Here is a 23048-nt window from a genome sequence, read left to right on the forward strand (position 1 = left end):
ATGTTGTGCGCATATAGCCCTTGCACAAACCAATAATTAAAGCCCATTAACTTATCGATCGTCTGCGTAAGCAAAAGAACAAAAAGAGGCGCAGACAAGTTTTAATCAATCGTTTTTTAAAGACTTTTCTATTTTAAATCCTCTGAAAGGGAAAACATATGAAGCAGACCAAGCAATACCAGCCATTAGCGGCCAGTATGCTGTTTTTAGCATGCTCGCAGGCACACGCGATTGCAGTGACAAATGTGGTGGTGTCAACGCCAATTGCATCCAATTTGACTAATCTTAGCCTGTGGTCTGAGAGCAAAACACCTTTTGCGACGGATGCCTACAGCGATTTGTACACGTATGATACTGGTAAACCTTATTTAAAAATCACTGATGACAAAAAAGGGACGATTAAGTCTGAAATCTTGCAAAATCAGTTAACAAGAACAACTAGTTATAAAACCGACGATGCAAGCGGTATATTTTATATGAATGCCACTGCGCCTGGCTCAAGCGTATTTAGACTAAACACCACGGTCACTTTTGATCCAGCACTTGCCAAGCTAAATGAGTATGGTTATTCAACGGGTAGTTTTTCGATGAGTATTGGGGGCAGCGTGGTTGGGGCTGGATCGTCACTGAGTGAAGTACCTGGTTTAACTTCTTATCAAGCACCCGTTTGGGCGTTTTCTATTAATGGCGGGGCTTATCAACAATTAGCTACCTCGTTAAGTCTCAGTGCTAATTCCTTCAGTTCGGGGGCTAGCATCGATTTATATTCTCTGGTTGGCAATTTATTACCTGACTCAACGGCAAATGTTTCGTTTTTGGTTTATACAAACCAGGACTTTCAAATGAGTCGATTTGACTACTCATACACCTCATACGCTTACGATCGCAAGTCTGAAATAACCCCCGCTGCGCCTAAAGTGTTAGACAGTGTCATCACTACCTATGAGGTTACACCCGTGCCAGAGGCTGATAGCTACGCCATGTTAATCGCTGGCTTGGGCTTGCTAGGCGCTGTGATTCGTCGTCGTCAAACAGCCGTTTAAATGTTTGTTTCACGGGGATGGTCATCATTCCCCTCACTTTTATCAATCGAGGAGAATTTTATGCAAATCACAAAAACGTTACGTGCATTGCTTGCCATTGCCAGCTTGTCAGTATGCAGTGTATTCGCCATGAGTGCACAAGCGGCAACCTATCAAGTTGAGCAAAGCTACAGCGGTACATTAGTGCAAACCGAAACGCTGATACCCAATGGGCAGGGCGGTAACAATATTTTCTATCAAAGCACAGTTGATTTCACGCCTACAAATCTCATCAGTGGTGATGCCAGCTTGTTTTCAAGCTCGCTAAGTACGATCACTGAGATTTTATACAATGTAGCGACAGATAAAGCGAGTTGTGCTGGTGAGTGCACATTTGTTGAGACCCTGAAAAATGGTGATACTTTTTTTGGCACATTAATATCCAACGGGGCCAGTTTTCTTGTCCCGAGCACAGATCCATCATCTAGAGCATTTGACCAAATAGGGTTTACTGGAAGTTTTTTGATTAAAGGCGGTACTGGCTTGTTTGCAGGTGCAACTGGTTTTGGCACTTATAGCGGCGTAGATGATTACACCACCATGACGGAAACCTTGACTTCTAAATTTACGGTCACCACGGTGCCGGAACCAAAGAGTGCCGCTTTGTTGCTGGTTGGCTTGGGCTTGATGGGCGTAATAACGCGTCGTAAACCTGCTGCTTAATATTTGTCTCCCAAGGCAGTGCAGAAAAAGTTTAATTGTGCTGCCTCGGATCTGTGCTCACAAATTGGAGATGATGTTGAAAAGCTTTAAAAGTGTATGCAGTGTTTTTCTGTGGTTGGTGATTTCGATTGCAAATGCGGGCACGAATGGTGTGTATGTTTTACAGGGTAGTAGTTATTCGCTCAAGGTTGAGTTTGGTGAGAATACTTTGACCACCATAGAGCCAAACCGAACCAGTGTTTATCGGCAAGTGAAGCCAGACACTTATGAGTTTATCAATCAAAATAATCGCAATATTCGTTACTGGATGACGGTGATTGATGACCGTACCTTGGAAGCCTCGAAGCCCGATACCGATGCTGCGCCAACGCGCTTGGTTTTGCAACAGGGTAGGGCGCTGGAGCGGGTGGTTGATATCAACAAACAATGGGCAGGATTGGCGGATAAGTATATGCATCTCGCTGAGAGTGATCCTGCCAATACGCAGGCATGGACAATGTGTGCAACCACCGCGTATTCACGCAGCACCATGAGTCAGGCTGACGGCGATGCGTATGCGGCTAAAACTGCGGCTTTACTCAAGCAAATGGGCGTGTCAAACGCCTCGCCTTGTCCGGATGTGCTGCCGTTTTAAAGGGATTTGTTTGAAATGCAGAGGCTTATAACAAGAATGGCACAGGCAATCATCCCTGATGTATTGATCATCGCGCTCTCACTGATGTTATGCAGTTGTGCACAAATGCCGCAAGTCATCCCGAATCACCAGGATCAGGTCGGTGATTCTGTAAAGTCCATGCAGGATGATGATCCGGTCGCTGCCCTGGCGCAACTGGAGCAAAAAGAGGCAACACAGAATTTCAAGCCGGATGTTTTATTTTTGCTGGAAAAAGGTGAATTAAATTTCATCAATAGTAAGTATGAAGCCGCGATACAAAGTATAGAAGCGGCTGATGCCTTGATTCGAAATAATGAAGACAGTCAGCAAACGAAAAATAAAATCAAGAGTATGGCCGCTGCCACTTTAATCAGCGAAAAACTCAAGGATTATCCCGTTAAGGATTACGAAAAGGTGATGACCAATGTCAGGCTGGCACAAGCCAAGATAGCCCTGCAACAGGTCGATGAGGCGCGAGTGGATATCAAGCGCTCTCATGAGCGGGAAGCATTGATTGAAGCAGGCATTTCCAAGAAAGAAGAAGAACTTCAGGCACTCAAAAAAGAAGCAAAAACAGAGGAGTCACCTAAGGTCTTGGATGGTTATCCTGTCGATACGATCAATTCACCAGAGGTGCTTGCCCTAAAAAACGGTTATCAAAACGCCTTTAGTCATTATTTGTCCGGGTATTTGTATGAGGCGATGGGTGAGCCAGGGTTGGCCGCTGCGGGATACAGAAAGTCAATTGAGTTGGGCGGTCTCAAAAATGATCTGGACGATGCCCTGGCTGGGTTGGATCGCCGGATGGCGAATCGCGGGCGGGCGGATACCACCGATGTACTCATTGTTTTTGAGTCAGGAAATGCGCCGCAAATCAATGATAAAACTTTCACTGTGCCTGTACCCACGCCAACCGGCTTGAACACGATCACCATTTCTTACCCTGTTATTTATCCTTCAGAGCCTGGACAAATGCCAAAAGTGAAGTTGGCTGGTACTGAGGCAATGCTGGTTCCTCTCACCAATTTTAATGCCATGGCCAGACGCACACTTAAGGATGAAATGCCTGGCGTCATCACCAGAATCATCACGCGCGGCGCCGTGAAGGGGTTGGTGCAAGATCAGCTAGCCAGTCAGCTTGGCATTGCTGGATCATTGGTAGGCGCAGCCGGTGCCATGCTGAGCGAGGGGGTGGATGACCGCAGTTGGCAAACGTTACCTGAGCAGATTTCCATTGCCAGGCTGCGTCTGCCACCTGGGGGGTATGACCTATTGATTGACGGCAACCTCGCGCAGAAAGGACCTGAAAAAGTGGAGGTGAAGGGTGCTTACATGATTCTTCCTGTTCGATTGCTAAAAAACAGTTTTCGCGTTGGCAACGTCACCTATATTGGCCAGCTTCTCCTTAAGCCGAGTGAGCAGAAGACTAAACCAGGCAAGAAAAACAGCCAGCCTAGAAAGCCCGCTAAGAAAAAGAAACCGTTAAATGACTGATAAGGATTTTGAATGAGCAAAAAGACTTTTTTATTGGGCGCCTTGATCTTGATGGGATGCCAAAAAGAAATGATTAAAGAGGTGACCGTGCCTGTGGAGAATCAACGCTTTATTTACCAAAGCCCACGTCATGGCGTCGTGTTGAATGGCCTCAGAAGCCAAACGAGAAATGGGCTGTTACATGTGCAGGCCGAGGTCCAGAATAAGCTCAATCAAAACGCGAATGTGTTCTGGCGCGTACGTTGGCTCAATGACGGCGGGTTTCAGATTGGTGACGGTGAGGTATGGAAGCCAGTGAACGTTGGCCCCGGACAATTAAAGTTGCTTGAGTCAGTCGCTACCAGCCCGCAGGCGGTCGATTTCAAGTATGAAATTAAAGTGACCCCAGAATAACAGGATTAAATACATGAACAGGTTATTGATAGGTGTTTTTTTACTGGTGTTGAGTTCGAGCTGGTGTTTTGCAGAGAAGATTAATTATGAGGATAGCAAAGACATTGAAGTGGTGACCATTGATTTTGGTTCAACAGATTTGTTGATGATTACCGAGAAAATGGTTTCTTCTTTACTCACTGAGCAGGAGTTGTTAGCCAATAAACCGGTGATCAAGCTGGGATATATCAAAAACAAAACTAGCGAGTATATAGATACCAACAACATTTTAAGCTCGATTTCCACGCATCTGACTAAGAGTAAAAAAGTCCGGATTGCCGCCTCTAATGAAGATAACCAGCAGATTGTTGAAGAGCTGGCACACCAAAACCAGAATGGTTTGTATAAAAAGAATACTGCGCCCAAGATTGGCGGCATGTTGGGCGCCAAATATCTGTTGGATGGTGAATTAACCTCTATCGTTAAAAAGAACAGCAGTGAAAAAGATGTTTACTACAAATTCACGCTTAAATTGCGCGACCTGGAGCAAAACATCATTGAATGGCAAGAAGAAAAAGACATCCGTAAAACTGCCAAGAGGTAATCATGAAAAAACACATACCCATATTGCTGCTGAGCCTTGCAGTGATGCTGTTTACTTCTGCAGTTTTCAGTATGGACGGTGAACCTAGACTGCCAAAAATAGCAGTTTCAAATCTCGCTTACAAAAGAGAAGTGAAGGATTATTTCTTTGAGAGCCAAAGTGACTTTCAGGCTAAAACACAAGCTAGAAAGAATGCAAATCGTTTGCGGCAGTCAGAGAGCTATAAAAATGAAGTGGAGTTTTCTACAAGATCAAAAAGCAGCATCAAAACCAAAACCGAGTTTAAAGAACTCAAGCAGTTCATGGCTGACATCAAGGGCGAGTTAATCAAGTCAGGCAATTTTACTGTCATCGAATCACCGCCTTATACCGCCAATAACGAGAAAATTTATGATGTGATTCAACGCATCAAAATGAAAAACTTTAAAGGTGCAGATTATGTATTATTTGGTGTGTTGAATAGCGTGCAGGCCGATGAAAATGTGGTTGAAATAAAAAGTACGACGACCAATAGTCTCCAGTATTTTGTCAATTTGCAAGCGGATTTTTCTTTGATTGACACCAGGACATTCAAAGTGATTGCCGCATTTTCATCGGTGGGCAATGCCCAGCAGACCATTTTGTCTGACGAAGAAAAGCATGATGTTGTGCGGGTTAATCATGCAAGATTAATTTCTGATTTATCCAAGGATTTTGCAGCAGATGTCATCCGGCAAATCCATCAGCAACTTGGCCCCGTTGAGCCTGGCAAGCGTTCAGATGAGGACTCAAAAGCCAAACCAAGCAAAAACAGCGAGGTTACTGTTTATTATTAATGATCAGGCTTACCACTTGATACGGGCGAAACTTTAATGCAAGTCGGTAAGCAATTTAATACTCGCGTTATGCTAGTGCCAAGGTTTCCTGCTGAAACACCAGATTGCCCTGCGTAATGGTGGCAGTGACCTTGCCGGTCAGGCTGTGATTCACAAATGGCGTATTCTTGCCCTGGCTGAGCAGGGCGCGACCATCTACGCGCCATTCCATTTCCGGGTCGTAAATCACCACGTCGGCCGTGGCACCCGTTTGCAAAGTGCCTGCATTAACACCTAGAATCCGCGCGGGGATTTGCGTGACTTTGGCCAGGGCTTGCAAGGGGGCCAGTTTGGCCTGCGCAGACCATTTCAAGGTCAGTGGCAGCAAGAGCTCAAGCGCTGAGGCACCAGGGTGCGACTCGGCAAACGGTAATGCTTTGGCGTCATCATCGACTGGCGTATGATCCGAACAAATTGCATCTAGCGTACCGTCCAGCAAGCCAGCACGTAGTGCGTCACGGTCGCGTTGGGTGCGTACAGGCGGTTTCAGATGCACCATGCTGTCAAAAAAGCCGATATCCATATCGGTCAGGTGCAGGTGCTGGATGCTGACATCAGCTGTCACTGCCATGCCAGTCTGTTTGGCTTGCCTGATCAATTCAACCGATTCAGCCGTGGAGACCCGGGCGATATGCAATTTGGCGCCTGTGGCCTGGGCGATCCGCAGCATGGTTTGCAGCGCAATGCTTTCTGCCGCCGCCGGGATGCCTTTGAGCCCCAGTCTGGAGGCGACTTCGCCATCATGGGCGACCCCGTTTTTTGCCAGGTACGGATCTTCGGCACGCATGAACAGTGTATAGCCGAAGGTTGCGGCATATTCAAATGCCCGCCACAAAACCTGGGTATCAACAATCGCTGTATCCGCCTGTGAAAAGCCCACACAACCGGCAGCGGTCAGGGCGAACATTTCTGTGAGTAAATGGCCTTCAAGTTGCCGTGTGACTGCGCCCAGTGGATAGACATGGGCGAGGGCATGCGATTTCGCTCGGTGCTTGAGCATCTCGACCAGGCCAGGCTCGTCCAGTACCGGGTCAGTGTCTGGCGGGCAGGCCAGACTGGTGACGCCACCCGCCATGGCGGCGCGTAACTCACTTAGTAAGGTTGCTTTGTATTCGCTGCCCGGTTCCCGCAGGCGCGCACACAAATCCACCAGGCCAGGTAACACCCATTTGCCTTCGGCATCCAATGTCTGGTCTGGTTGGAAACCTTGGGGCGCTGCACCCATGCCAACAATCTTACCTGCGCTGATATAAAGATCTTGCACCTGATCCAGCTGCTGGCTGGCATCCATCAAGCGGCCCTGTGTAATCAGGATATTCATGCGGCGTTGCCTCCTCCAAGAATTGCCATCACCGCCATGCGTACTGCAATTCCATACGTAACCTGTGGCAGGATCACGGATTGTTTGCCGTCCGCCACTGCCGAATCAATTTCCACACCCCGGTTCATCGGGCCTGGGTGCATGACAATGGCATCCGGCTTGGCCAGTGCCAGGCGCTCAGGGGTCAAACCAAAGGTCTGGAAAAACTCCTGTGAGCTGGGTAACAAGGCGCCGGACATGCGCTCGTTTTGCAGGCGCAGCATCATGACGACGTCTACGTCTTTGAGGCCTTGCTCCATATTGTGGAACACTTGCACGCCCAGCTTTTCCACATCGGCAGGCAACAGGGTGCGCGGTGCGATCACCCGGATTTCTGGGACGCCCAGCGTGGTCAGCGCATGGATTTCACTGCGGGCGACGCGTGAATGCAAGACGTCACCCACAATCGCCACGCGCAGGTTGTGCATCTCTGGCTTGTATTTGCGGATGGTGAATACATCCAGCAAGCCTTGGGTCGGGTGCGCATGGCGGCCATCGCCGGCATTGATCACGCTGATGTGTGGCGGCACGTGTTGCGCAATGAAATGCGCGGCACCGCTTTGCTGGTGACGGACCACAAACATATCCGCATGCATGGCAATCAGGTTGTTCACCGTATCAAGAATGGTCTCGCCTTTGGATTGTGACGAGGTGCTGACATTGAGGTTGAGCACATCGGCCGACAGGCGTTTGGCGGCGATTTCAAACGTGGTGCGCGTACGCGTACTATTTTCAAAAAAGATATTGCAGACGGTTTTGCCACGCAGCAGCGGCACTTTTTTCACTTCGCGTTCAGCAACGCCGACAAAGTTTTCGGCGGTGTCCAGAATATCGGTCAGAATGCGCTTGGGCAGACCTTCGATGCTTAGCAAGTGTTGCAGCTGGCCCTGGGCGTTGAGTTGCGGGTTATACATTGGCATCCACTCCATTCGCTGCCGAGGTGGCAATGCTCAGGTGCAGTTTGCCCTGAGTATTGATTGCCAGTTCAAACGATTGATTGGCCTGCAATGGCAGATCGGCGCCAGTCATATCGGGGCGGATCGGTAGTTGGGCGCCACCACGGTTAATCAGTACCGCCAATTGCACCGAAGCCGGACGGCCATAATCAAATAATTCATTCATGACGGCACGTGTGGTGCGGCCGGTATAAAAAATGTCATCAATCAGGATGATGTGCTTGCCGTTTACATCAAACGGAATTTGCGCGGGCTGCGCAGCGGTTTTGAGGCCACGTTGCGCATAATCATCGCGATACATGGCTGCATCCAGCTTGCCATGCACAATGTCTTGCCCCAGCTCGGCCTGCAAGCGCTGCAACAGTTTTTGCATGAGCCAGACGCCGCCCGTATAAATGCCAACCAGAGCCGTTTCCGCCTGAATACGCGGTTTGAGTTGAGCGTACAGATGATCAAGTAATTGTTCGGGATCAGGTAAAGTCATGAGTATCCTGTGCTACTTACGTCCATGATAAGCATCAAAATAAGATTGTAATATAGTTTGGGCGGCAACTTGATCCAGCATCTGCTTTTGCGCGCGGCCACGAATGCCTGCTTCGCGCAGGGATTGTGAGGCCTCCGCCGACGACAGGCGTTCATCCACCATCACCACAGGCAAGTTAAAGCGGCCCTCCAGACGCTGGGCAAACTTTTGCGCCAAGGCCGTCATGGCATGGGCCTCGCCATCCAGGGACATGGGTAGCCCAACCACCAGCAGCGCCGGTTGCCATTCTTTTAGCAAGGATTCAATTTGCGCAAACTTGGCGGCGTTTTCTTCAGCCTCTATGGTCAGCAGTGGGTGTGCCAGTTTGAGCAGGGTGTCACCGACGGCGACACCGATGCGTTTTTCCCCAAAATCAAACGCCAGCAGGGTGCCGGTGATATCGGGATAGCGACGCTGGGTGATCGGTAAATGGCTTTGGTTAAGTGGCTGTTTGCCAAGCCTGGTTGCATCAGGCATGCCCGGCAACCTCGGACAAGGTGGCAAAGTCCACCCCTAATTGTTGCATGGCCCAGAACAGCTTGTCATCACTGGGTAATTTAAAAATCAACTTGTGCAGCTGGTGGTGATCTGCCAATGGCAAGGTTAGCCAGGCGTTGGCCTGGATTTCCTGTTCCAGCTGACCGGCTGCCCAGCCGGTGTAGCCGAGCGCAATAAACATGTCTTGTGGCGCTTCATCACGGGCGGCGGCTTCGAGGATATCCTTGGATGAGGTCATGGCCAGCCTATCGGACAAGCCCATGGTAGTATTAAATTCAGTGGCTGGCGCATGCAGGACAAAGCCACGCTCTACTTGAACCGGCCCGCCAAAATGCACCGGGCGCACCTGTTGTTGCGCAACATGGCACTCCATCTCCAGCTGTTCAAACAGGTCACCCACATTCAGTTGCAAGGGGTGGTTGAGGATCATGCCCATGGCGCCATCTTCGTCATGATTGCAGATCAGAATCACGCTTTTGCTGAAGTAGGGGTCCTGCATGGCTGGCATGGCAATCAGGATTTGGCCGGTCAGGTCCAGACGGCTTGTCTGGTCATTCAAAGTCAGTTGCTCACTCATTGGGGATAGGCTTTATGGCTGCGTTTCATGCATGCGCTTCCTCAGCGCTCAAATATCCGGTAATTTCAAAACCAAAGCCATCCATGCTCGGCATTTTGCGCGGGGCAGCCATCAGGCGCATTTTTTTCACGCCAAGGTCGAGCAAGATTTGTGAGCCGATACCGTAATTACGTAATTCCTGATTGAGGACCAGTTTTTGGTCTGCCCGCAAAATACGGTCAGTCAGGCCGAGGCCATCTTCATCATGGTTGATGAGTACGATGACGCCGCACGCGGCCGTGCTGATGGTACGCATGGCCTGGAGCAGATTCCAGCTATGTGATTGGTGGCTGCTATCAAGCAGGTCTATCATCGACAGCGGCTCATGGACCCGCACCAGCACTTCATCACTTTGCTCAGGCTGGCCCTTGATCAGCACTAGATGGGTTTCCTGGGCAATGTGGTCGCGATAGGCGATGAGTCGCATAGTGCCAAACACGGTTTCTATTTCGCGTTCTGCGCTACGTTCTATCAGTCTTTCGTGTGCAGCACGATAGTGGATCAAGTCGGCAATGGTGCCGATTTTGATATTGTGCTCGGCGGCGACCTGCATCAGGTCAGGTAACCTTGCCATCTCGCCATCGTCTTTGAGGATTTCGCAGATGACGCTGGCGGGCTCACAGCCTGCCAGTTGCGCCAGGTCGCAGCCTGCCTCGGTATGGCCTGCGCGCACCAGTACACCGCCATTCATCGCCGATAACGGGAAAATATGCCCGGGACTAACAATGCTGCTTGCATTGGCCTGCTTGGCAATGGCGGCACGGATGGTGGTGGCGCGGTCTGCGGCCGAAATACCCGTGGTGACGCCCTCAGCAGCCTCAATCGAGACGGTAAAGTTGGTGCCCAGGCGCGTGCCATTTTTTTGCACCATAGGGGGCAGGTTTAATTGACGACAACGCTGTTCGGTCAACGTCAGGCAGATCAGGCCACGGCCATATTTGGCCATAAAATTGATATGCTCAGCGGTGACAAATTCCGCGGCGATGACAAAGTCACCTTCGTTTTCACGGTGTTCATCATCGACCAGAATCACCATTTTGCCAGCACGGATATCGGCAATAATGGCCTCGATAGGACTGATTTGCGCCGACATTATTCCTGCTCCCAAACTTGCATCCGCTCGACATAGCGCGCAATTACGTCAATTTCAAGGTTCACCGGGTCGCCCGCTTTGGCATGCTGCATCATGGTGTGTTGCATGGTATGCGGGATCAAATTGATACTGACCTCATCCTGCTGAATCTCATTGACGGTGAGGCTGATGCCATTCACGCAGAGTGAGCCTTTTTTGGCAATGTATTTGCTGATGGCATGAGGCGCGCGCACTTTGAGTAGCCAGCATTCGCCGACGGACTCCAGTGCCGTGATGCTGCCTATACCATCCACATGCCCGGTCACCAGATGGCCGCCCAGACGATCAGCCAGTCGCATGGCTTTTTCCAGGTTGACAGGCCCAGGTTGGCTTAGGCCGGTGGTGACCTCTAGCGTGACTTTGGATACCATGACCTGAAAGCTGCGTGAATTAAAGTCAGTGACGGTGAGGCAGACACCGTTGACGGCGATGCTGTCTCCCAACTGCACATCTTCCATGCCCAAAGACGGCGCTTCTATGCGTAATGCACAATCTTCGCCATGTGGAACGACTTCGGCAATCCTGCCGACGGTTTGAATAATCCCAGTAAACATGGTGTGATTTTATCAGTGCTGCATGCTAAAGTAATCACATTCCCGCAACATTTTTCATTCATACGGATAGAGGATTTCTGTGCGCCTGGACGATTTGGAAGAAAGTCAGCATGTTGAAGACCGCCGCGGTGGCGGCTTTGGTGGGCGCAGTATCGGCATAGGCACCATTGCACTGGTGCTGGTCGCCATGTATTTTGGCGTCGATCCCCAGCTGGTGTTAAATCTGGCGCAGCAAGCCCAACCTGTGGCCGAGTCGCCGCAGCTTCCTGAGCAAAGCCAGGACCCCAAGGTGAAGTTTGTTTCTCAGGTGCTGTGGAGTACCGAGAAAATCTGGCAGCAACAGTTCTCCGCCAGTAGACGGCAATATACGGCGCCCAATCTGCAACTGTTTAGTGGCATGACCAGCACTGCGTGTGGTCAGGGGCAGTCGGCCATGGGGCCGTTTTATTGCCCGGCAGACCAAAAAGTCTACATTGATTTGAGTTTTTATCAGGAGCTGCAAGACCGATTTAAAGCGCCTGGAGATTTCGCACAGGCGTATGTGATTGCGCATGAGGTGGGGCACCACGTGCAAAATCTGCTGGGGACTTCAGCCAAGGTACAACAGGCCAGGCAACAGGCCGGGTCTGAGGCCGCATCCAACGCCTATTCGGTCAAACTAGAGCTACAGGCGGATTGCTATGCGGGCGTCTGGGCCTATTATGCTGATCAACAGTATCATGTGCTGGAAGCCGGGGATGTGGAAGAAGCGCTGCAGGCGGCAACGGCTATTGGCGATGATGCCTTGCAAAAGCAGGCGCAAGGCTATGTGGTGCCAGATAGTTTCACCCATGGCAGTTCTGCACAGCGGGTATATTGGTTCAAGCAAGGCTTGCAGTCTGGCGACCTTAATCAGTGCAATACCTTCAACAGTTAAGCATTCAATCAACCTTGAATATAAAAATAGTGTTAATCAGTAAAGAGAAATATGACAGAAGCAACAGTACTCAATGAGGATGCACATTTAATTGAAACAACGGTTTCCAGTGCGGTGATGGCGCAGGGGAAAATGCTCACTGTCCGCTACGACGAAGCACGCTTGCCAAACGGCGTGATCAGCGGTCGTGAGTATGTTGTGCACCCTGGTGCTGTCGTCGTAGTCGCTCTCACCGATGCTGGTGAGGTTGTACTAGAGCGCCAATTCCGCTACCCCCTCAAGCAGGTGTTTATAGAGTTACCCGCTGGCAAGATCGATGCAGGCGAGCCGGTATTGACCACAGGCCAGCGTGAGTTGCTTGAAGAAACCGGTTATGCGGCCAACAACTGGATCAAGCTGGGGATACAGCATCCTTGCATCGGCTATTCCAATGAGGTGATTCATATTTACCTGGCGACAGACCTCTCACTGGGCGATCATGCCAGAGATATCGATGAAGCGATGGATGTGATGGTCTGGCCATTTGAACGTATTATGCAAGCGATTGAAGACGGTGAAATTACCGATAGCAAGACGATGTCCGCCATGCTGATGGCCGAGCGTTACTTGCGCAAGCGTCCTTTGCCTGGCCTGGCGCTGTAAAGGGCCACGATGCGTGTTTTGCAGATAGGCTGTGGTGCATTGGGTAAGCTGATTGCCCAGGCGACCCTGGCCCAAGGTCATGCATTGACAATCGTCAGGCGCTCTCAGCAGTCTGTGCCTGACGGCGCAGCCGCCCTCTACCTGGATGTCGTCTCTGCAAATGGCCTGTCTGCCCTGGCAGACCAGGCCCCGGAAATCCTGCTGTATTGCCTGGCGCCCGTGGCAGGGCAGAGCTACCAGCAAACTTATGTCGATGGCTTGCGGCATGTGCTGGCCAATGTGGATCAGCGCGCGTTAAAGCATGTGTTTTTTATTTCGAGTACCAGTGTGTATGGCGAGCAGCAAGGGCAGTGGGTTGATGATGATACGCCTGCCATGCCGGCTGAAGAAAATGGCCAGACGATCCTGGCCGCCGAGCAATTGCTGGATGATTTGCCTTGCTCGCATACTGCGTTACGCGTATCTGGCATTTACGGCCCGCAACGGCTTTACCTGCTCAAGTTGCTGCAAACCCCTGAGCGCTGGCCACAACATATCCAATGGACCAACCGTATTCATGAGTTGGACGTTGCCGGTGCGGTGGTGCATTTTTACCGCCAAATTGAACACGCACTGCCGTTGCCAGCGCATATTATTTTGACGGATGGTGCGCCAGTGCCACAACATGAGGTGTTGCAATGGCTGGCGCAGCAACTGCAGCGGCCAGGGCCTGTGACCCCGACCGGTGACTTGCAGCGCGGTAAACGGATTCGCAACCCGTTTTTGCAGCAATCTGGTTACCCGTTTTTATTTGCTGATTATCAGGCAGGCTATGCAGCCATACTCTCTAAAATGGATCATGTATAAAAAAAATATTCTCACACTGTTTCTTGGCTTGCTGCTGACAGCGTTTGGCCTGTCTGCACAGGCAGGTACGTCGCAAGAGGCGTCGCCGGAAGGCTTCCAGCCCTGGTTAACGGCATTGCGCGAGGAAGCGTTAACGATGCAGATTGCGCCGGCCGCGGTTGACGCGACGCTAACAGGCGTCGTCTATTTGCCAAGGGTGATTGAGCTTGACCGCAAGCAACCAGAATTCGTCACCAGTTTTTCTGCTTATGTGAACCGTCGCATTAATCCGCGTGTGGTGAGCAAGGGCAAACTCATGATGCAGGACTATGGTGGCGTTCTCTATGTGGTCGAAGAGTTGTATCAGGTGCCCAGGGAGGTGCTGGTGGCCTTCTGGGGGCTGGAAACCAATTTTGGTGGATTTACCGGGGATATCCCGTTAGCGTCTGCCTTGGCGACCCTGTCATTTGAAGGGCGACGCGCTGCGTTCTTTAAAAAAGAACTGCTGAACCTGATGCGTGTGGTCGAGCGTGATCAACGCTATGATAGCCCGGTGGTGGGGTCATGGGCGGGCGCGACCGGGCATATGCAATTTATGCCATCCACTTTGCTCAAATATGGGGTGGATGCAGACGCGGATGGCAAGATTGATATCTGGGACTCTTATCCAGATATCTTCAGTTCTGCCGCCAATTATTTATCGCAGGCGGGCTGGCAGCCTGGCCAGCCGGTGAGCTTTCAGGTCGCCTTGCCTGCGGGCTTTGATTACAGCCAGGCGCAATGGCAACAGACCAAAGCTGTCAGTGAGTGGGTGAAAGCCGGAGTGGCGGGCGTTCCAGCCAGCGCGCTGGCGTTGCCAAAAGCGTCGATTGTATTGCCTCAGGGCTTTGATGGTCCGGTATATATGGTATTCCCCAATTTTGACGTCATCATGCAATGGAACCGTTCCATTAATTATGCGCTGGCCGTGAGTTTGCTCAGCCAGCAGTTGCGTCAGGACAGTTATACCTTACAGCTGCCGCCTGAGCCACCTGCGCTCAGCTATCAGCAAATGTGGCTGTTGCAGGAGTCATTAAACGCGCAAGGGTTTGATTGTGGGGTCCCTGATGGCTTTCCAGGGGCCAAAACCCAGGCCGCGATCCGTCGATATCAAGCGAGCAAAGGGTTGCCACAAGATGGCTATGCAGGCGCCGAATTGTTTAGCCGTTTAACGACACCCGTGCAAACTGCACAGTAATTTAGCGTGTTTTAAACCAGCCCGTCACGCTCACTCTTGGCTGGATGGCGGGCAATACCTGGTGCCAGAATCCGGCGGATAAAAACAGCACGAGTCGGCCGCCTAGCGGCAAGATATCCAGATGTCTGGCATCTTGCTCCGGGGGCTGGTGATGTTCATCCAGATACAGGCGCAAGGCGCCCCCTGCTTGTTCTGGCCAATCCTCATTGAGATAGATAATTGCGGTCAAGCTGCGGACGCCGCTTGGTATTTGGGTGGCGTGTTGGCGGAACTGGTCGATGTGCGTGGCGTAGCCGTTGGAACCGGCAGGGTAGAGGGCAAAATGGGTTTCGTAAGTGGCCAGTCCCATCATCAGGTGACGGTTCGCCATTTGTTGCACCTCAGCCATCAGGCTAAAGTAGGCTTGCAAGGCAGGGTCGGGGTCGTCGGCTTCCAGCCAGGCAATGCGGTCAGCACGAAGATTGGGGTTGGTAATGGCGGCTTTGCTGGTGCCCGCCTGATGCATCTGCCCCTGCTGGTCACGCGCCAGTGCCAGCCTGCACAATGCGGCGATGGTGTCGGACGGCAAGCATTGATCGATCAGGCAATATTGGTGTTCACTGAGAGACTCTACAAGCGTGTCAGTCAATGTGGTGATCGGTGCGCCCATGGGCAACTGAAAAATCTGCATGGCAATATTATAAGCGTGATCCCATTGCCTAAGGACTGGCTTTCGGATAGAATGCGCAACCTTATTGATTGCAGTCCATGTGATCAATCTTAAAATAGTCGCGTAGCTCAGCTGGTTAGAGCACCACCTTGACATGGTGGGGGTCGATGGTTCGAGTCCATTCGCGACTACCAAAATTCAAAAAGCCGTTATAATTAACGGCTTTTGTTGTTTTTATCAAATGCTTTGTATAGGCCTTGTTTCAAGGTTGTTCGCTAAAATTTTGACGGATCTGGCATGCCAAATATTCGATTACCCGATGGTTCTGTAAGACAGTTTGAACACGCTGTAACGGTGGCGGAGGTGGCTGCCAATATCGGCACCGGTTTGGCAAAAGCCGCGCTGGCTGGCAAGGTGACTTATCCCGGTCAGGAAGCAAAGCTGGTAGATACCAGTCATGAGATTGCGCAAGATGTTGAGCTGGCGATTATCACGGACAAGAACGAAGAGGGCCTGGAAATTATCCGCCACTCAACCGCACACTTGTTGGCCTATGCGGTCAAAGAGCTGTTCCCTGATGCACAGGTGACGATAGGTCCTGTCATTGAAAATGGCTTCTATTACGACTTTAGCTATAAGCGCCCATTTACGCCGGATGATCTGGTGGCCATTGAGAAAAAAATGGCTGAATTGGCAAAGAAAGACGAAAAGGTCGAGCGCAAAGTGCTGCCGCGTGATGAAGCGGTGGCTTACTTCAAAAGCATTAACGAGCACTACAAAGCCGAGATCATTGCCAGCATTCCCAGCAATGAGGATGTTTCGCTGTATTCAGAAGGTGCGTTTACCGACTTGTGCCGTGGCCCGCACGTGCCGAATACCGGCAAGCTCAAGGCATTTAAATTGATGAAGCTGGCCGGCGCCTACTGGCGCGGTGACAGCAATAATGAAATGCTGCAACGTGTGTATGGCACTGCCTGGCGCAATAAAGAAGAGTTGGAAGCTTATCTGCATATGCTGGAAGAGGCTGAGAAGCGCGACCACCGCAAGCTCGGCAAGCAGCTCGATTTTTACCATATGCAGGAGGATGCGCCTGGGATGGTGTTCTGGCATCCGCGAGGCTGGGTCATCTGGCAAGAAGTCGAGCAGTACATGCGTGCCAAATTCAGGGAGTACGATTACCAGGAAGTACGTACGCCGACTGTACTGGACAAAACCCTGTGGGAAAAATCCGGCCACTGGCAAAACTACCGTGACAATATGTTTGTCACCCAGTCGGAAAACCGTGATTATGCCGTGAAGCCGATGAACTGCCCCGGTCATATCCAGATTTTCAACAGCAGTTTGCATAGCTACCGCGATTTACCGTTGCGGCTGGCGGAGTTCGGTTCTTGCCACCGCAACGAGCCGTCTGGTTCCTTGCATGGCTTGATGCGCGTGCGTGGCTTCACCCAAGATGATGCCCATATTTTCTGTATGGAATCGCAAGTCGAAGCCGAAGTGGCGGACTTTATCAAAATGTTGTACGAAGTCTATAAAGACTTTGGGTTTGACGATGTGATCGTTAAATTGTCTACCCGCCCAGAAAAGCGTGTGGGTACGGAAGAAGCGTGGGACATGGCAGAAAATGCCTTGGCTAACGCGATTAAGGCGAATGGCCTTGAGTTCGAGTATCAGCCGGGCGAAGGCGCTTTTTACGGCCCGAAAATTGAATTCACCCTCAAAGACTCGCTCGGACGGATGTGGCAATGCGGCACCATCCAGCTCGACCCAAACCTGCCAGAGCGCCTGGGCGCCGAGTATGTGGCTGAAGATAATACGCGCCAACGGCCTATCATGCTGCACCGTGCGATTGTGGGTTCCATGGAGCGTTTTTTAGGCATCTTGATCGAAAACTTTGCGGGTGCCATGCCGGTCTGGCTGTCGCCTGTGCAGGTCATGGTGCTTAATATTTCCGACAATCAAGCCGATTACGTGCGCCAAGTAGTTGAAAAATTGAAGAAAAATGGCATTCGATGCGATTTTGACTTGAGAAACGAGAAGATTACCTATAAAATACGCGAACATAGTTTGCAAAAATTGCCTTATCTGATTGTTGTTGGCGATAAGGAAATGCAAAATGGTCATGTGGCCGTACGTACCAGAAAAGGTGAAGATCTGGGTGCGATGTCGGTAGATGCGTTTGTTGCGCGTGTACAGCAAGACATCCAAAACCGGGTCTAATTTTTTAGGTGCCGTGCGGCTTTGTTTATTGTTAGGGGATTGTTATAGCTCAGGATAAAGATACACGCATTAATGGCGATATTACCGCGCCACAAGTGCGTCTGATTGGTGTAGATGGCGAACCGTTAGGCATTATGAGTCTCAAAGAGGCCTTTGCCAAAGCGGAAGAAGCTGATATTGATATTGTTGAAATTGCACCAAATGCTGCACCGCCCGTGTGCCGTTTGATGGATTATGGCAAATTCAAATACGCCGAGAGCAAGCGTCTACACGAGCAAAAACTCAAACAAAAACAGGTGCAGATCAAAGAGGTCAAATTTAGACCTGGCACCGATGATGGCGATTACAACATCAAGTTGCGTAACATTATTCGCTTTTTGGGCGATGGTGACAAAGCCAAGATTACTTTGCGCTTCCGTGGCCGTGAAATTACGCATCAGGAGTTCGGTTTGGCGCTGTTGAAGCGTCTGGAAGCGGATCTGGCTGAGCATGCAGCGGTGGAGCAATACCCAAAAATGGAAGGCCGTCAAATGGTGATGGTACTGGCGCCCGCTAAAAAGGTGCCACCAAAAAAAGCGGACAAGTCCGCAGAAGAATAAGTTTTTTGGAGTGATATGGCTAAATTGGCTGCCTACTCACTCTTTACTCAACCTCTAAGGAGACCAAAATGCCAAAGATGAAAACAAAGAGCAGCGCCAAAAAGCGCTTCAAGTTCTTGGGTAACGGCAAAGTGAAGCGTACACACTCTCACTTGCGCCACATCCTGACCAAGAAAACAACCAAGCAAAAACGTAAACTGCGCGGTACCGCAATTATTTCTGCGACCGACGTGAAACGCGTTCGCGCAATGATGCCAACACAATAAGGAGACCGACATGCCTAGAGTAAAACGTGGTGTCATCGCACGCGCAAAACACAAAAAAGTATTAAATGCTGCTAAAGGTTACCGTGGTCGTCGTAAGAACGTCTACCGTGTTGCCAAACAGGCGGTCATGAAAGCCGGTCAATATGCATACCGTGACCGTCGTCAGAAAAAACGTCAATTCCGCGCATTGTGGATTGCCCGTATTAACGCGGCAGCCCGTGAAGCTGGTTTGACCTACAGCCGTTTCATGAATGGCTTGAAAAAAGCTGCGGTTGAAGTTGACCGTAAAGTGCTGGCTGATCTGGCCGTGTTCGATAAAGCTGCTTTTGCCAAGTTTGTAGAATTGGCTAAAACAGGTTTAAGCGCCTAATCAGACCTACCAAAAAAAGAGGCTGCGGCCTCTTTTTTTATTTTAATGCTAGTTAAACCCTAAAAGAATACCGACGATGGCTGATCTTAATCACTTAATCGCAGAAGCAGCACAGGACTTTGCCGCTTGTCATGATATCCCTGCACTGGAAAACGCCAAGGCCAAATTTTTGGGCAAGTCAGGCGCTATTACGGAGGCATTGAAGGGCTTGGGCAAGTTGAGTGCCGAAGAACGTCCTGCAGCCGGGGCAGCGATTAATGTGGTCAAGCAGGCGGTCGAGCAAGCCTTGAATGACCGCCGTGACAGTATTTTGGCCGCAGCCCAGGCCAAGCAGCTGGCGAGCGAAACCATTGATGTGACTTTGCCTGCGCGTGCGCAGTCCAAAGGGGGCCTGCATCCTGTGACGCTGACTTTGCGTCGTGTGGAAGAGCTGTTTCACTCTATCGGTTTTAGTGTGGCCGATGGCCCTGAAATTGAAACCGATTTTTATAATTTCACCGCTTTGAATATCCCTGACAACCACCCGGCGCGTGCGATGCACGATACGTTTTATGTGGAAACCGGTGGGGATAACATGGAATACGTGCTGCGCACACATACCTCGCCAGTGCAGGTCCATTACATGCAAGACAATACGCCGCCTTTAAAAATTATTGCGCCAGGGCGTGTGTATCGCGTGGACTCGGATGCGACACACTCACCGATGTTTCATCAGGTGGAAGGCTTGTGGGTAGATGAGCAGATCAGTTTTGCTAACCTAAAAGGCGTTGTGCAGGATTTCCTGCAAAAATTCTTTGAGCGTGACGATTTAACCGTCCGTTTCCGTCCGTCTTTCTTTCCGTTTACCGAGCCGTCAGCCGAGATGGACATGAGCTGGAATGGCGGTTGGCTGGAAATCGGTGGTTGCGGTATGGTGCATCCCGAAGTACTCAAGCACGTCAATATCGATAGCAGCAAATACCGTGGTTTTGCTTTTGGTTTGGGTGTCGAGCGCCTGGCCATGTTGCGTTATGGCGTCAATGATTTACGCCATTTCTTTAATAATGATCTGCGTTTTTTGCAGCAGTTCATCAAGTAATTTCAGCGCCCGCGCACTTTAAACAGCAGAATTAAGACAAGGTAAGACAGATATGCAGTTCTCCGAACAATGGTTACGATCCATGGTGAATCCAGCGATGGATACCGAGCAGCTTGGTCATGCGCTGACGATGGCAGGCCTGGAGGTTGAAGCGCTCACGCCTGTTGCGCCAGCGTTTAGCCGCGTCGTTGTGGCCGAGATTTTGGAGGCGGCCAAACATCCAGACGCTGATCGCCTGCAAGTGTGCAAGGTGAAAGTCGGCGAGGAGACTTTGCAAATTGTCTGTGGTGCCCCTAATGCGCGTGCCGGTTTGAAAGCCCCATGTGCGCTGGTTGGCGCACAGTTACCAGAAAACAATGGGCAACCAGGCATTCAAATCAAGCAAGCCAAAGTACGTGGGGTTGAGTCTTTTGGCATGATGTGTTCTGCCAAAGAACTGGGCATTGCCACAGAAGCCAACGGCATTCTGGAGCTGCCAGCAGACGCGCCGGTTGGTCAGGATATTCGTGAGTATCTGGATTTGAACGACCATACTTACACGTTAAAACTCACGCCTAACCGTGCAGACTGTCTGAGCATTGTCGGCATTGCACGCGATGTGGTCGCCATGACTGGCGCGCCAATGACTGCCCCAGCTGTTGCACCTGCTGCGGTGACAGGGAGCCTGACCAAAAACGTGACGCTGCAAGCCAGTACGGCTTGCCTGGCCTATTATGGCCGGGTGATCGAAGGCGTGAATGCACAAGCTAAAACGCCAGACTGGATGGTCCGTCGCCTTGAGCGTAGTGGTATTCGTAGCATCAGTGCGCTGGTGGATATCACCAATTATATTTTGCTGGAGCAAGGGCAACCGTTGCATGCCTTTGACCTGAACTTGCTGCAAGGCGATATTCAGGTACGTTTTGCCCAGGCAGGTGAAAAACTGGTATTGCTGAATGACACTGAAGTCACCCTCAAAGGCGATGATCTGGTCATTGCCGACAGTAACGGCCCCGTGGCGTTGGCAGGCATCATGGGGGCTAACCCCAGCGCAGTCAGCGATACTACGCAAGCGATCTTTTTAGAAAGCGCATTCTTCACGCCAGATGTGATGGCTGGTAAAGCCCGTCGTTTGGGGTTGAGCACCGACTCCTCTTACCGTTTTGAGCGTGGCGTGGATTTTGGTAACACACTGAATGCGCTTGAACGTGCGACGGCATTGGTGCTCGAAATTTGTGGTGGCCAGGCCGCCGCCGTCACCGCAGTGACTGCCGACTTGCCGGTACGCAAGCAAGTCAGTTTGCGCTATGCCTACCTGCTGTCAGTGTTAGGCATAGAAATCAGCCTGGCGCGTGTAGGGCAGTTGCTCACACAATTAGGTTTCAGCTATACCGAAAGCAATGGTGTGTTCCAGGTCAATGCGCCTAGCTTCCGATTTGATATCGCGCGTGAAGAAGACCTGATTGAAGAAGTTGCCCGTTTGCATGGCTACGAGCATATCCCGGCACTGACCCCTGTGGCACCGCAAGGCATGCTGGCCTCGCCAGAAGCGCAGCGCAGCAAGCATTGGTTGCGCGATGTCATGGTTAATCAAGGCTATCAGGAAGTCGTCACCTACAGCTTTGTGGATGCAAGCTGGGAGCGTGATTTGTATGGGAATGAAGCACCGATTGCACTTAAAAACCCGATTGCCAGCAATCTGAGCGTGATGCGCTCCGGTTTGTGGGGCGGTCTGCTGGATGCTCTGGACTACAACCTCAAGCGTCAGCAAACCCGTGCCATGCTGTTTGAGCTCGGTGCGCGCTATGAACAAGGTAACCAGGGCTTTATCGAAACATTGACATTGTCTGGCCTGATCTATGGCAGCGTCCAGCCAGAACAATGGGCGACAGAAGCCCGCGCTTTTGATTTTTATGATGCCAAGGCCCACGTCGAGTCGCTGTTCGCACAAACCGTGCGTTTTGTGGTTGAGCAGCATCCCGCCTTACATCCAGGCCAGTCAGCACGCATTTATCTGGGCGATCAAGCTGTAGGCTGGCTAGGTAAATTGCATCCGCAATGGCAACAACAGTATGGCCTGACCAGCGCCTGTTATCTGTTTGAGCTTGATGCCGCCGCTGCGCTGGCGACGCAAGTGCCGGCGTATAGCGAGGTAAGCAAGTTCTTACCTGTACGCCGTGACCTTGCCGTGATTGTTGATCAAAATGTGTCAGCACAAACCATGATTGATGCCATTATTGCCGAGCAAATTCCGCAATTACAAACCCTAAAATTGTTTGATGTTTATCAAGGCAAAGGGGTGCCAGAAAACAAAAAAAGCCTTGCATTTCTTGTACTTATGCAAGATACTTGCAAGACAATGGTCGATGAGGAAGTCGATACCATCGTGGCGCGAATCCTCAATAACTGGTCATCCAATTTTGCTGCATCACTAAGATAGTATCACTTAGGGATAACATCATTTAGGTAATTCATCAGGATAATGCCATTTAAATCATCATTGCATTACTCCAAGGATTAACAGTTGATACAACTCAAGCGTCATCTCGCATAATAAGAAGGTTCAGGGGATCGTTAATGACACTCACAAAAGCTGATTTAGCCGATTTGTTGTTCGAACAAGTCGGGCTGAACAAGCGCGAAGCCAAGGATATGGTCGAAGCGTTTTTTGAAGAAGTCCGGAATGCGCTAGAAGAAGGGGACAGCGTCAAACTATCCGGTTTCGGTAATTTTGAACTGCGTACCAAATCCGAGCGCCCAGGTCGTAACCCAAAAACCGGTGAAGAAATCCCGATTTCTGCACGCCGTGTGGTGACCTTTCATGCCAGCCAAAAATTGAAATTACGCGTAGAAGAACACTACGCAGAACATCCATTACAAGCACAAGCCTGATCTGATTACACC

26 protein-coding genes and 1 tRNA gene are annotated in these 23048 nt (G+C 50.7%); 19 read left to right on the forward strand and 8 right to left on the reverse strand.

Going from position 1 to position 23048, the window contains the following annotated elements:
- Window positions 1-158 precede the first annotated feature (158 nt).
- From ACFQ1T_RS07675 to ACFQ1T_RS07705, 7 genes are all read left to right on the forward strand, one after another.
- The gene (locus tag ACFQ1T_RS07675; protein WP_379075402.1) at window positions 159-1043 is read left to right on the forward strand and encodes a PEP-CTERM sorting domain-containing protein; all 885 of its coding nucleotides are present in this window, start codon (window positions 159-161) and stop codon (window positions 1041-1043) included.
- 60 nt (window positions 1044-1103) lie between these two features.
- Entirely contained in the window at window positions 1104-1745 is a 642-nt protein-coding gene (locus ACFQ1T_RS07680) for a PEP-CTERM sorting domain-containing protein (protein ID WP_379075405.1), read from the forward strand.
- Window positions 1746-1821: 76 nt separating this feature from the next.
- Window positions 1822-2379: a hypothetical protein gene (locus ACFQ1T_RS07685; RefSeq protein WP_379075408.1), complete on the forward strand. Its 558-nt coding sequence runs from the start codon at window positions 1822-1824 to the stop codon at window positions 2377-2379.
- 105 nt (window positions 2380-2484) lie between these two features.
- Entirely contained in the window at window positions 2485-3894 is a 1410-nt protein-coding gene (locus ACFQ1T_RS07690; protein ID WP_379075411.1) for a hypothetical protein, read from the forward strand.
- A 12-nt stretch (window positions 3895-3906) separates the two neighbouring features.
- Window positions 3907-4287 carry a YcfL family protein gene (locus ACFQ1T_RS07695; RefSeq protein ID WP_379075414.1) on the forward strand — a complete coding sequence of 127 codons (381 nt, stop codon included), beginning with the start codon at window positions 3907-3909 and terminating at the stop codon, window positions 4285-4287.
- A gap of 13 nt (window positions 4288-4300) precedes the next feature.
- A complete protein-coding gene (gene lpoB, locus ACFQ1T_RS07700; protein ID WP_379075417.1) occupies window positions 4301-4870 on the forward strand; it encodes a penicillin-binding protein activator LpoB in 570 nt (189 codons plus the stop codon).
- A gap of 2 nt (window positions 4871-4872) precedes the next feature.
- Window positions 4873-5685 carry a hypothetical protein gene (locus ACFQ1T_RS07705; protein WP_379075420.1) on the forward strand — a complete coding sequence of 271 codons (813 nt, stop codon included), beginning with the start codon at window positions 4873-4875 and terminating at the stop codon, window positions 5683-5685.
- Between the two features lie 67 nt (window positions 5686-5752).
- Here the strand turns inward: ACFQ1T_RS07705 and ACFQ1T_RS07710 are convergent, their stop codons facing one another.
- The 7 genes from ACFQ1T_RS07710 to ACFQ1T_RS07740 are packed head-to-tail and all read right to left on the reverse strand — an operon-like array spanning window position 5753 to window position 11363.
- The gene (locus ACFQ1T_RS07710; RefSeq protein WP_379075423.1) at window positions 5753-7045 is read right to left on the reverse strand and encodes a dihydroorotase; all 1293 of its coding nucleotides are present in this window, start codon (window positions 7043-7045) and stop codon (window positions 5753-5755) included.
- On the reverse strand, window positions 7042-7998 hold the full coding sequence (locus ACFQ1T_RS07715; protein WP_194748244.1) for an aspartate carbamoyltransferase catalytic subunit: 957 nt from the start codon (window positions 7996-7998) through the stop codon (window positions 7042-7044). The genes ACFQ1T_RS07710 and ACFQ1T_RS07715 overlap by 4 nt, the downstream gene beginning before the upstream one ends.
- Window positions 7991-8524 (reverse strand): bifunctional pyr operon transcriptional regulator/uracil phosphoribosyltransferase PyrR, encoded by a 534-nt coding sequence (gene pyrR / locus ACFQ1T_RS07720; RefSeq protein WP_194748243.1) that lies wholly within the window; start codon window positions 8522-8524, stop codon window positions 7991-7993. Before pyrR ends, ACFQ1T_RS07715 begins: the two co-directional genes overlap by 8 nt.
- A gap of 12 nt (window positions 8525-8536) precedes the next feature.
- Entirely contained in the window at window positions 8537-9040 is a 504-nt protein-coding gene (ruvX, locus tag ACFQ1T_RS07725) for a Holliday junction resolvase RuvX (protein ID WP_379075427.1), read from the reverse strand.
- Complete coding sequence (locus tag ACFQ1T_RS07730) at window positions 9033-9638, reverse strand: YqgE/AlgH family protein (protein WP_379075430.1); 606 nt, start codon at window positions 9636-9638, stop codon at window positions 9033-9035. Before ACFQ1T_RS07730 ends, ruvX begins: the two co-directional genes overlap by 8 nt.
- Before the next feature lie 25 nt (window positions 9639-9663).
- Complete coding sequence (gene ribBA, locus ACFQ1T_RS07735; RefSeq protein ID WP_194748240.1) at window positions 9664-10770, reverse strand: bifunctional 3,4-dihydroxy-2-butanone-4-phosphate synthase/GTP cyclohydrolase II; 1107 nt, start codon at window positions 10768-10770, stop codon at window positions 9664-9666.
- Window positions 10770-11363 (reverse strand): riboflavin synthase, encoded by a 594-nt coding sequence (locus tag ACFQ1T_RS07740; protein WP_379075433.1) that lies wholly within the window; start codon window positions 11361-11363, stop codon window positions 10770-10772. Before ACFQ1T_RS07740 ends, ribBA begins: the two co-directional genes overlap by 1 nt.
- A 79-nt stretch (window positions 11364-11442) precedes the next feature.
- On the opposite strand from ACFQ1T_RS07740, the gene ypfJ reads away from it, so the two are divergent.
- Genes ypfJ through ACFQ1T_RS07760 form a run of 4 tightly spaced genes read left to right on the forward strand, consistent with a single transcriptional unit; the run spans window position 11443 to window position 14983 of the window.
- Window positions 11443-12279 (forward strand): KPN_02809 family neutral zinc metallopeptidase, encoded by an 837-nt coding sequence (gene ypfJ / locus ACFQ1T_RS07745; protein ID WP_194748238.1) that lies wholly within the window; start codon window positions 11443-11445, stop codon window positions 12277-12279.
- Between the two features lie 51 nt (window positions 12280-12330).
- Window positions 12331-12921 carry an NUDIX domain-containing protein gene (locus ACFQ1T_RS07750; protein ID WP_379075436.1) on the forward strand — a complete coding sequence of 197 codons (591 nt, stop codon included), beginning with the start codon at window positions 12331-12333 and terminating at the stop codon, window positions 12919-12921.
- A gap of 9 nt (window positions 12922-12930) precedes the next feature.
- The gene (locus tag ACFQ1T_RS07755) at window positions 12931-13767 is read left to right on the forward strand and encodes an NAD-dependent epimerase/dehydratase family protein (protein ID WP_379075439.1); all 837 of its coding nucleotides are present in this window, start codon (window positions 12931-12933) and stop codon (window positions 13765-13767) included.
- Window positions 13760-14983 (forward strand): lytic murein transglycosylase, encoded by a 1224-nt coding sequence (locus tag ACFQ1T_RS07760; RefSeq protein ID WP_379075442.1) that lies wholly within the window; start codon window positions 13760-13762, stop codon window positions 14981-14983. Before ACFQ1T_RS07755 ends, ACFQ1T_RS07760 begins: the two co-directional genes overlap by 8 nt.
- Before the next feature lies 1 nt (window position 14984).
- On the opposite strand, the gene ACFQ1T_RS07765 is transcribed toward ACFQ1T_RS07760, so the two are convergent.
- Entirely contained in the window at window positions 14985-15653 is a 669-nt protein-coding gene (locus ACFQ1T_RS07765; protein ID WP_379075445.1) for a 2OG-Fe(II) oxygenase, read from the reverse strand.
- A gap of 96 nt (window positions 15654-15749) precedes the next feature.
- Here ACFQ1T_RS07765 and ACFQ1T_RS07770 point away from each other — a divergent pair.
- The 8 genes from ACFQ1T_RS07770 (at window position 15750) to ACFQ1T_RS07805 (ending at window position 23036) form a co-directional block, all read left to right on the forward strand.
- Window positions 15750-15826: transfer RNA gene (locus ACFQ1T_RS07770), tRNA-Val, on the forward strand.
- A 103-nt stretch (window positions 15827-15929) separates the two neighbouring features.
- Window positions 15930-17852, forward strand: coding sequence for a threonine--tRNA ligase (gene thrS / locus ACFQ1T_RS07775; RefSeq protein ID WP_379075448.1), 1923 nt, complete (start codon window positions 15930-15932; stop codon window positions 17850-17852).
- A 44-nt stretch (window positions 17853-17896) separates the two neighbouring features.
- Window positions 17897-18451, forward strand: a complete 555-nt coding sequence (gene infC / locus ACFQ1T_RS07780; RefSeq protein ID WP_275356385.1) for a translation initiation factor IF-3 — start codon at window positions 17897-17899, stop codon at window positions 18449-18451.
- 68 nt (window positions 18452-18519) lie between these two features.
- Window positions 18520-18717, forward strand: coding sequence for a 50S ribosomal protein L35 (gene rpmI / locus ACFQ1T_RS07785; protein ID WP_018985786.1), 198 nt, complete (start codon window positions 18520-18522; stop codon window positions 18715-18717).
- A gap of 10 nt (window positions 18718-18727) precedes the next feature.
- Window positions 18728-19087, forward strand: coding sequence for a 50S ribosomal protein L20 (rplT, locus tag ACFQ1T_RS07790; RefSeq protein ID WP_194748232.1), 360 nt, complete (start codon window positions 18728-18730; stop codon window positions 19085-19087).
- A 76-nt stretch (window positions 19088-19163) separates the two neighbouring features.
- Window positions 19164-20165: a phenylalanine--tRNA ligase subunit alpha gene (gene pheS / locus ACFQ1T_RS07795; RefSeq protein WP_194748231.1), complete on the forward strand. Its 1002-nt coding sequence runs from the start codon at window positions 19164-19166 to the stop codon at window positions 20163-20165.
- A 52-nt stretch (window positions 20166-20217) separates the two neighbouring features.
- Window positions 20218-22584, forward strand: a complete 2367-nt coding sequence (pheT, locus tag ACFQ1T_RS07800; protein WP_379075452.1) for a phenylalanine--tRNA ligase subunit beta — start codon at window positions 20218-20220, stop codon at window positions 22582-22584.
- Between the two features lie 137 nt (window positions 22585-22721).
- The gene (locus tag ACFQ1T_RS07805) at window positions 22722-23036 is read left to right on the forward strand and encodes an integration host factor subunit alpha (protein ID WP_194748229.1); all 315 of its coding nucleotides are present in this window, start codon (window positions 22722-22724) and stop codon (window positions 23034-23036) included.
- Window positions 23037-23048 lie beyond the last annotated feature (12 nt).

The sequence above is a fragment of the Methylophilus glucosoxydans genome, from assembly GCF_042676145.1.
GTDB lineage: Bacteria > Pseudomonadota > Gammaproteobacteria > Burkholderiales > Methylophilaceae > Methylophilus > Methylophilus glucosoxydans.

Coding starts and splice junctions, on each gene's coding strand:
- ACFQ1T_RS07675 (WP_379075402.1), top strand. CDS start 159: ATGAAGCAGACCAAGCAATACCAGCCATTAGCGGCCAGTATGCTGTTT.
- ACFQ1T_RS07680 (WP_379075405.1), top strand. CDS start 1,104: ATGCAAATCACAAAAACGTTACGTGCATTGCTTGCCATTGCCAGCTTG.
- ACFQ1T_RS07690 (WP_379075411.1), top strand. CDS start 2,485: ATGCCGCAAGTCATCCCGAATCACCAGGATCAGGTCGGTGATTCTGTA.
- ACFQ1T_RS07695 (WP_379075414.1), top strand. CDS start 3,907: ATGAGCAAAAAGACTTTTTTATTGGGCGCCTTGATCTTGATGGGATGC.
- lpoB (WP_379075417.1), top strand. CDS start 4,301: ATGAACAGGTTATTGATAGGTGTTTTTTTACTGGTGTTGAGTTCGAGC.
- ACFQ1T_RS07705 (WP_379075420.1), top strand. CDS start 4,873: ATGAAAAAACACATACCCATATTGCTGCTGAGCCTTGCAGTGATGCTG.
- ACFQ1T_RS07710 (WP_379075423.1), bottom strand. CDS start 7,045: ATGAATATCCTGATTACACAGGGCCGCTTGATGGATGCCAGCCAGCAG.
- ACFQ1T_RS07715 (WP_194748244.1), bottom strand. CDS start 7,998: ATGTATAACCCGCAACTCAACGCCCAGGGCCAGCTGCAACACTTGCTA.
- pyrR (WP_194748243.1), bottom strand. CDS start 8,524: ATGACTTTACCTGATCCCGAACAATTACTTGATCATCTGTACGCTCAA.
- ruvX (WP_379075427.1), bottom strand. CDS start 9,040: ATGCCTGATGCAACCAGGCTTGGCAAACAGCCACTTAACCAAAGCCAT.
- ACFQ1T_RS07730 (WP_379075430.1), bottom strand. CDS start 9,638: ATGAGTGAGCAACTGACTTTGAATGACCAGACAAGCCGTCTGGACCTG.
- ribBA (WP_194748240.1), bottom strand. CDS start 10,770: ATGTCGGCGCAAATCAGTCCTATCGAGGCCATTATTGCCGATATCCGT.
- ACFQ1T_RS07740 (WP_379075433.1), bottom strand. CDS start 11,363: ATGTTTACTGGGATTATTCAAACCGTCGGCAGGATTGCCGAAGTCGTT.
- ACFQ1T_RS07750 (WP_379075436.1), top strand. CDS start 12,331: ATGACAGAAGCAACAGTACTCAATGAGGATGCACATTTAATTGAAACA.
- ACFQ1T_RS07755 (WP_379075439.1), top strand. CDS start 12,931: ATGCGTGTTTTGCAGATAGGCTGTGGTGCATTGGGTAAGCTGATTGCC.
- ACFQ1T_RS07760 (WP_379075442.1), top strand. CDS start 13,760: ATGTATAAAAAAAATATTCTCACACTGTTTCTTGGCTTGCTGCTGACA.
- ACFQ1T_RS07765 (WP_379075445.1), bottom strand. CDS start 15,653: ATGCAGATTTTTCAGTTGCCCATGGGCGCACCGATCACCACATTGACT.
- thrS (WP_379075448.1), top strand. CDS start 15,930: ATGCCAAATATTCGATTACCCGATGGTTCTGTAAGACAGTTTGAACAC.
- rpmI (WP_018985786.1), top strand. CDS start 18,520: ATGCCAAAGATGAAAACAAAGAGCAGCGCCAAAAAGCGCTTCAAGTTC.
- rplT (WP_194748232.1), top strand. CDS start 18,728: ATGCCTAGAGTAAAACGTGGTGTCATCGCACGCGCAAAACACAAAAAA.
- pheS (WP_194748231.1), top strand. CDS start 19,164: ATGGCTGATCTTAATCACTTAATCGCAGAAGCAGCACAGGACTTTGCC.
- pheT (WP_379075452.1), top strand. CDS start 20,218: ATGCAGTTCTCCGAACAATGGTTACGATCCATGGTGAATCCAGCGATG.
- ACFQ1T_RS07805 (WP_194748229.1), top strand. CDS start 22,722: ATGACACTCACAAAAGCTGATTTAGCCGATTTGTTGTTCGAACAAGTC.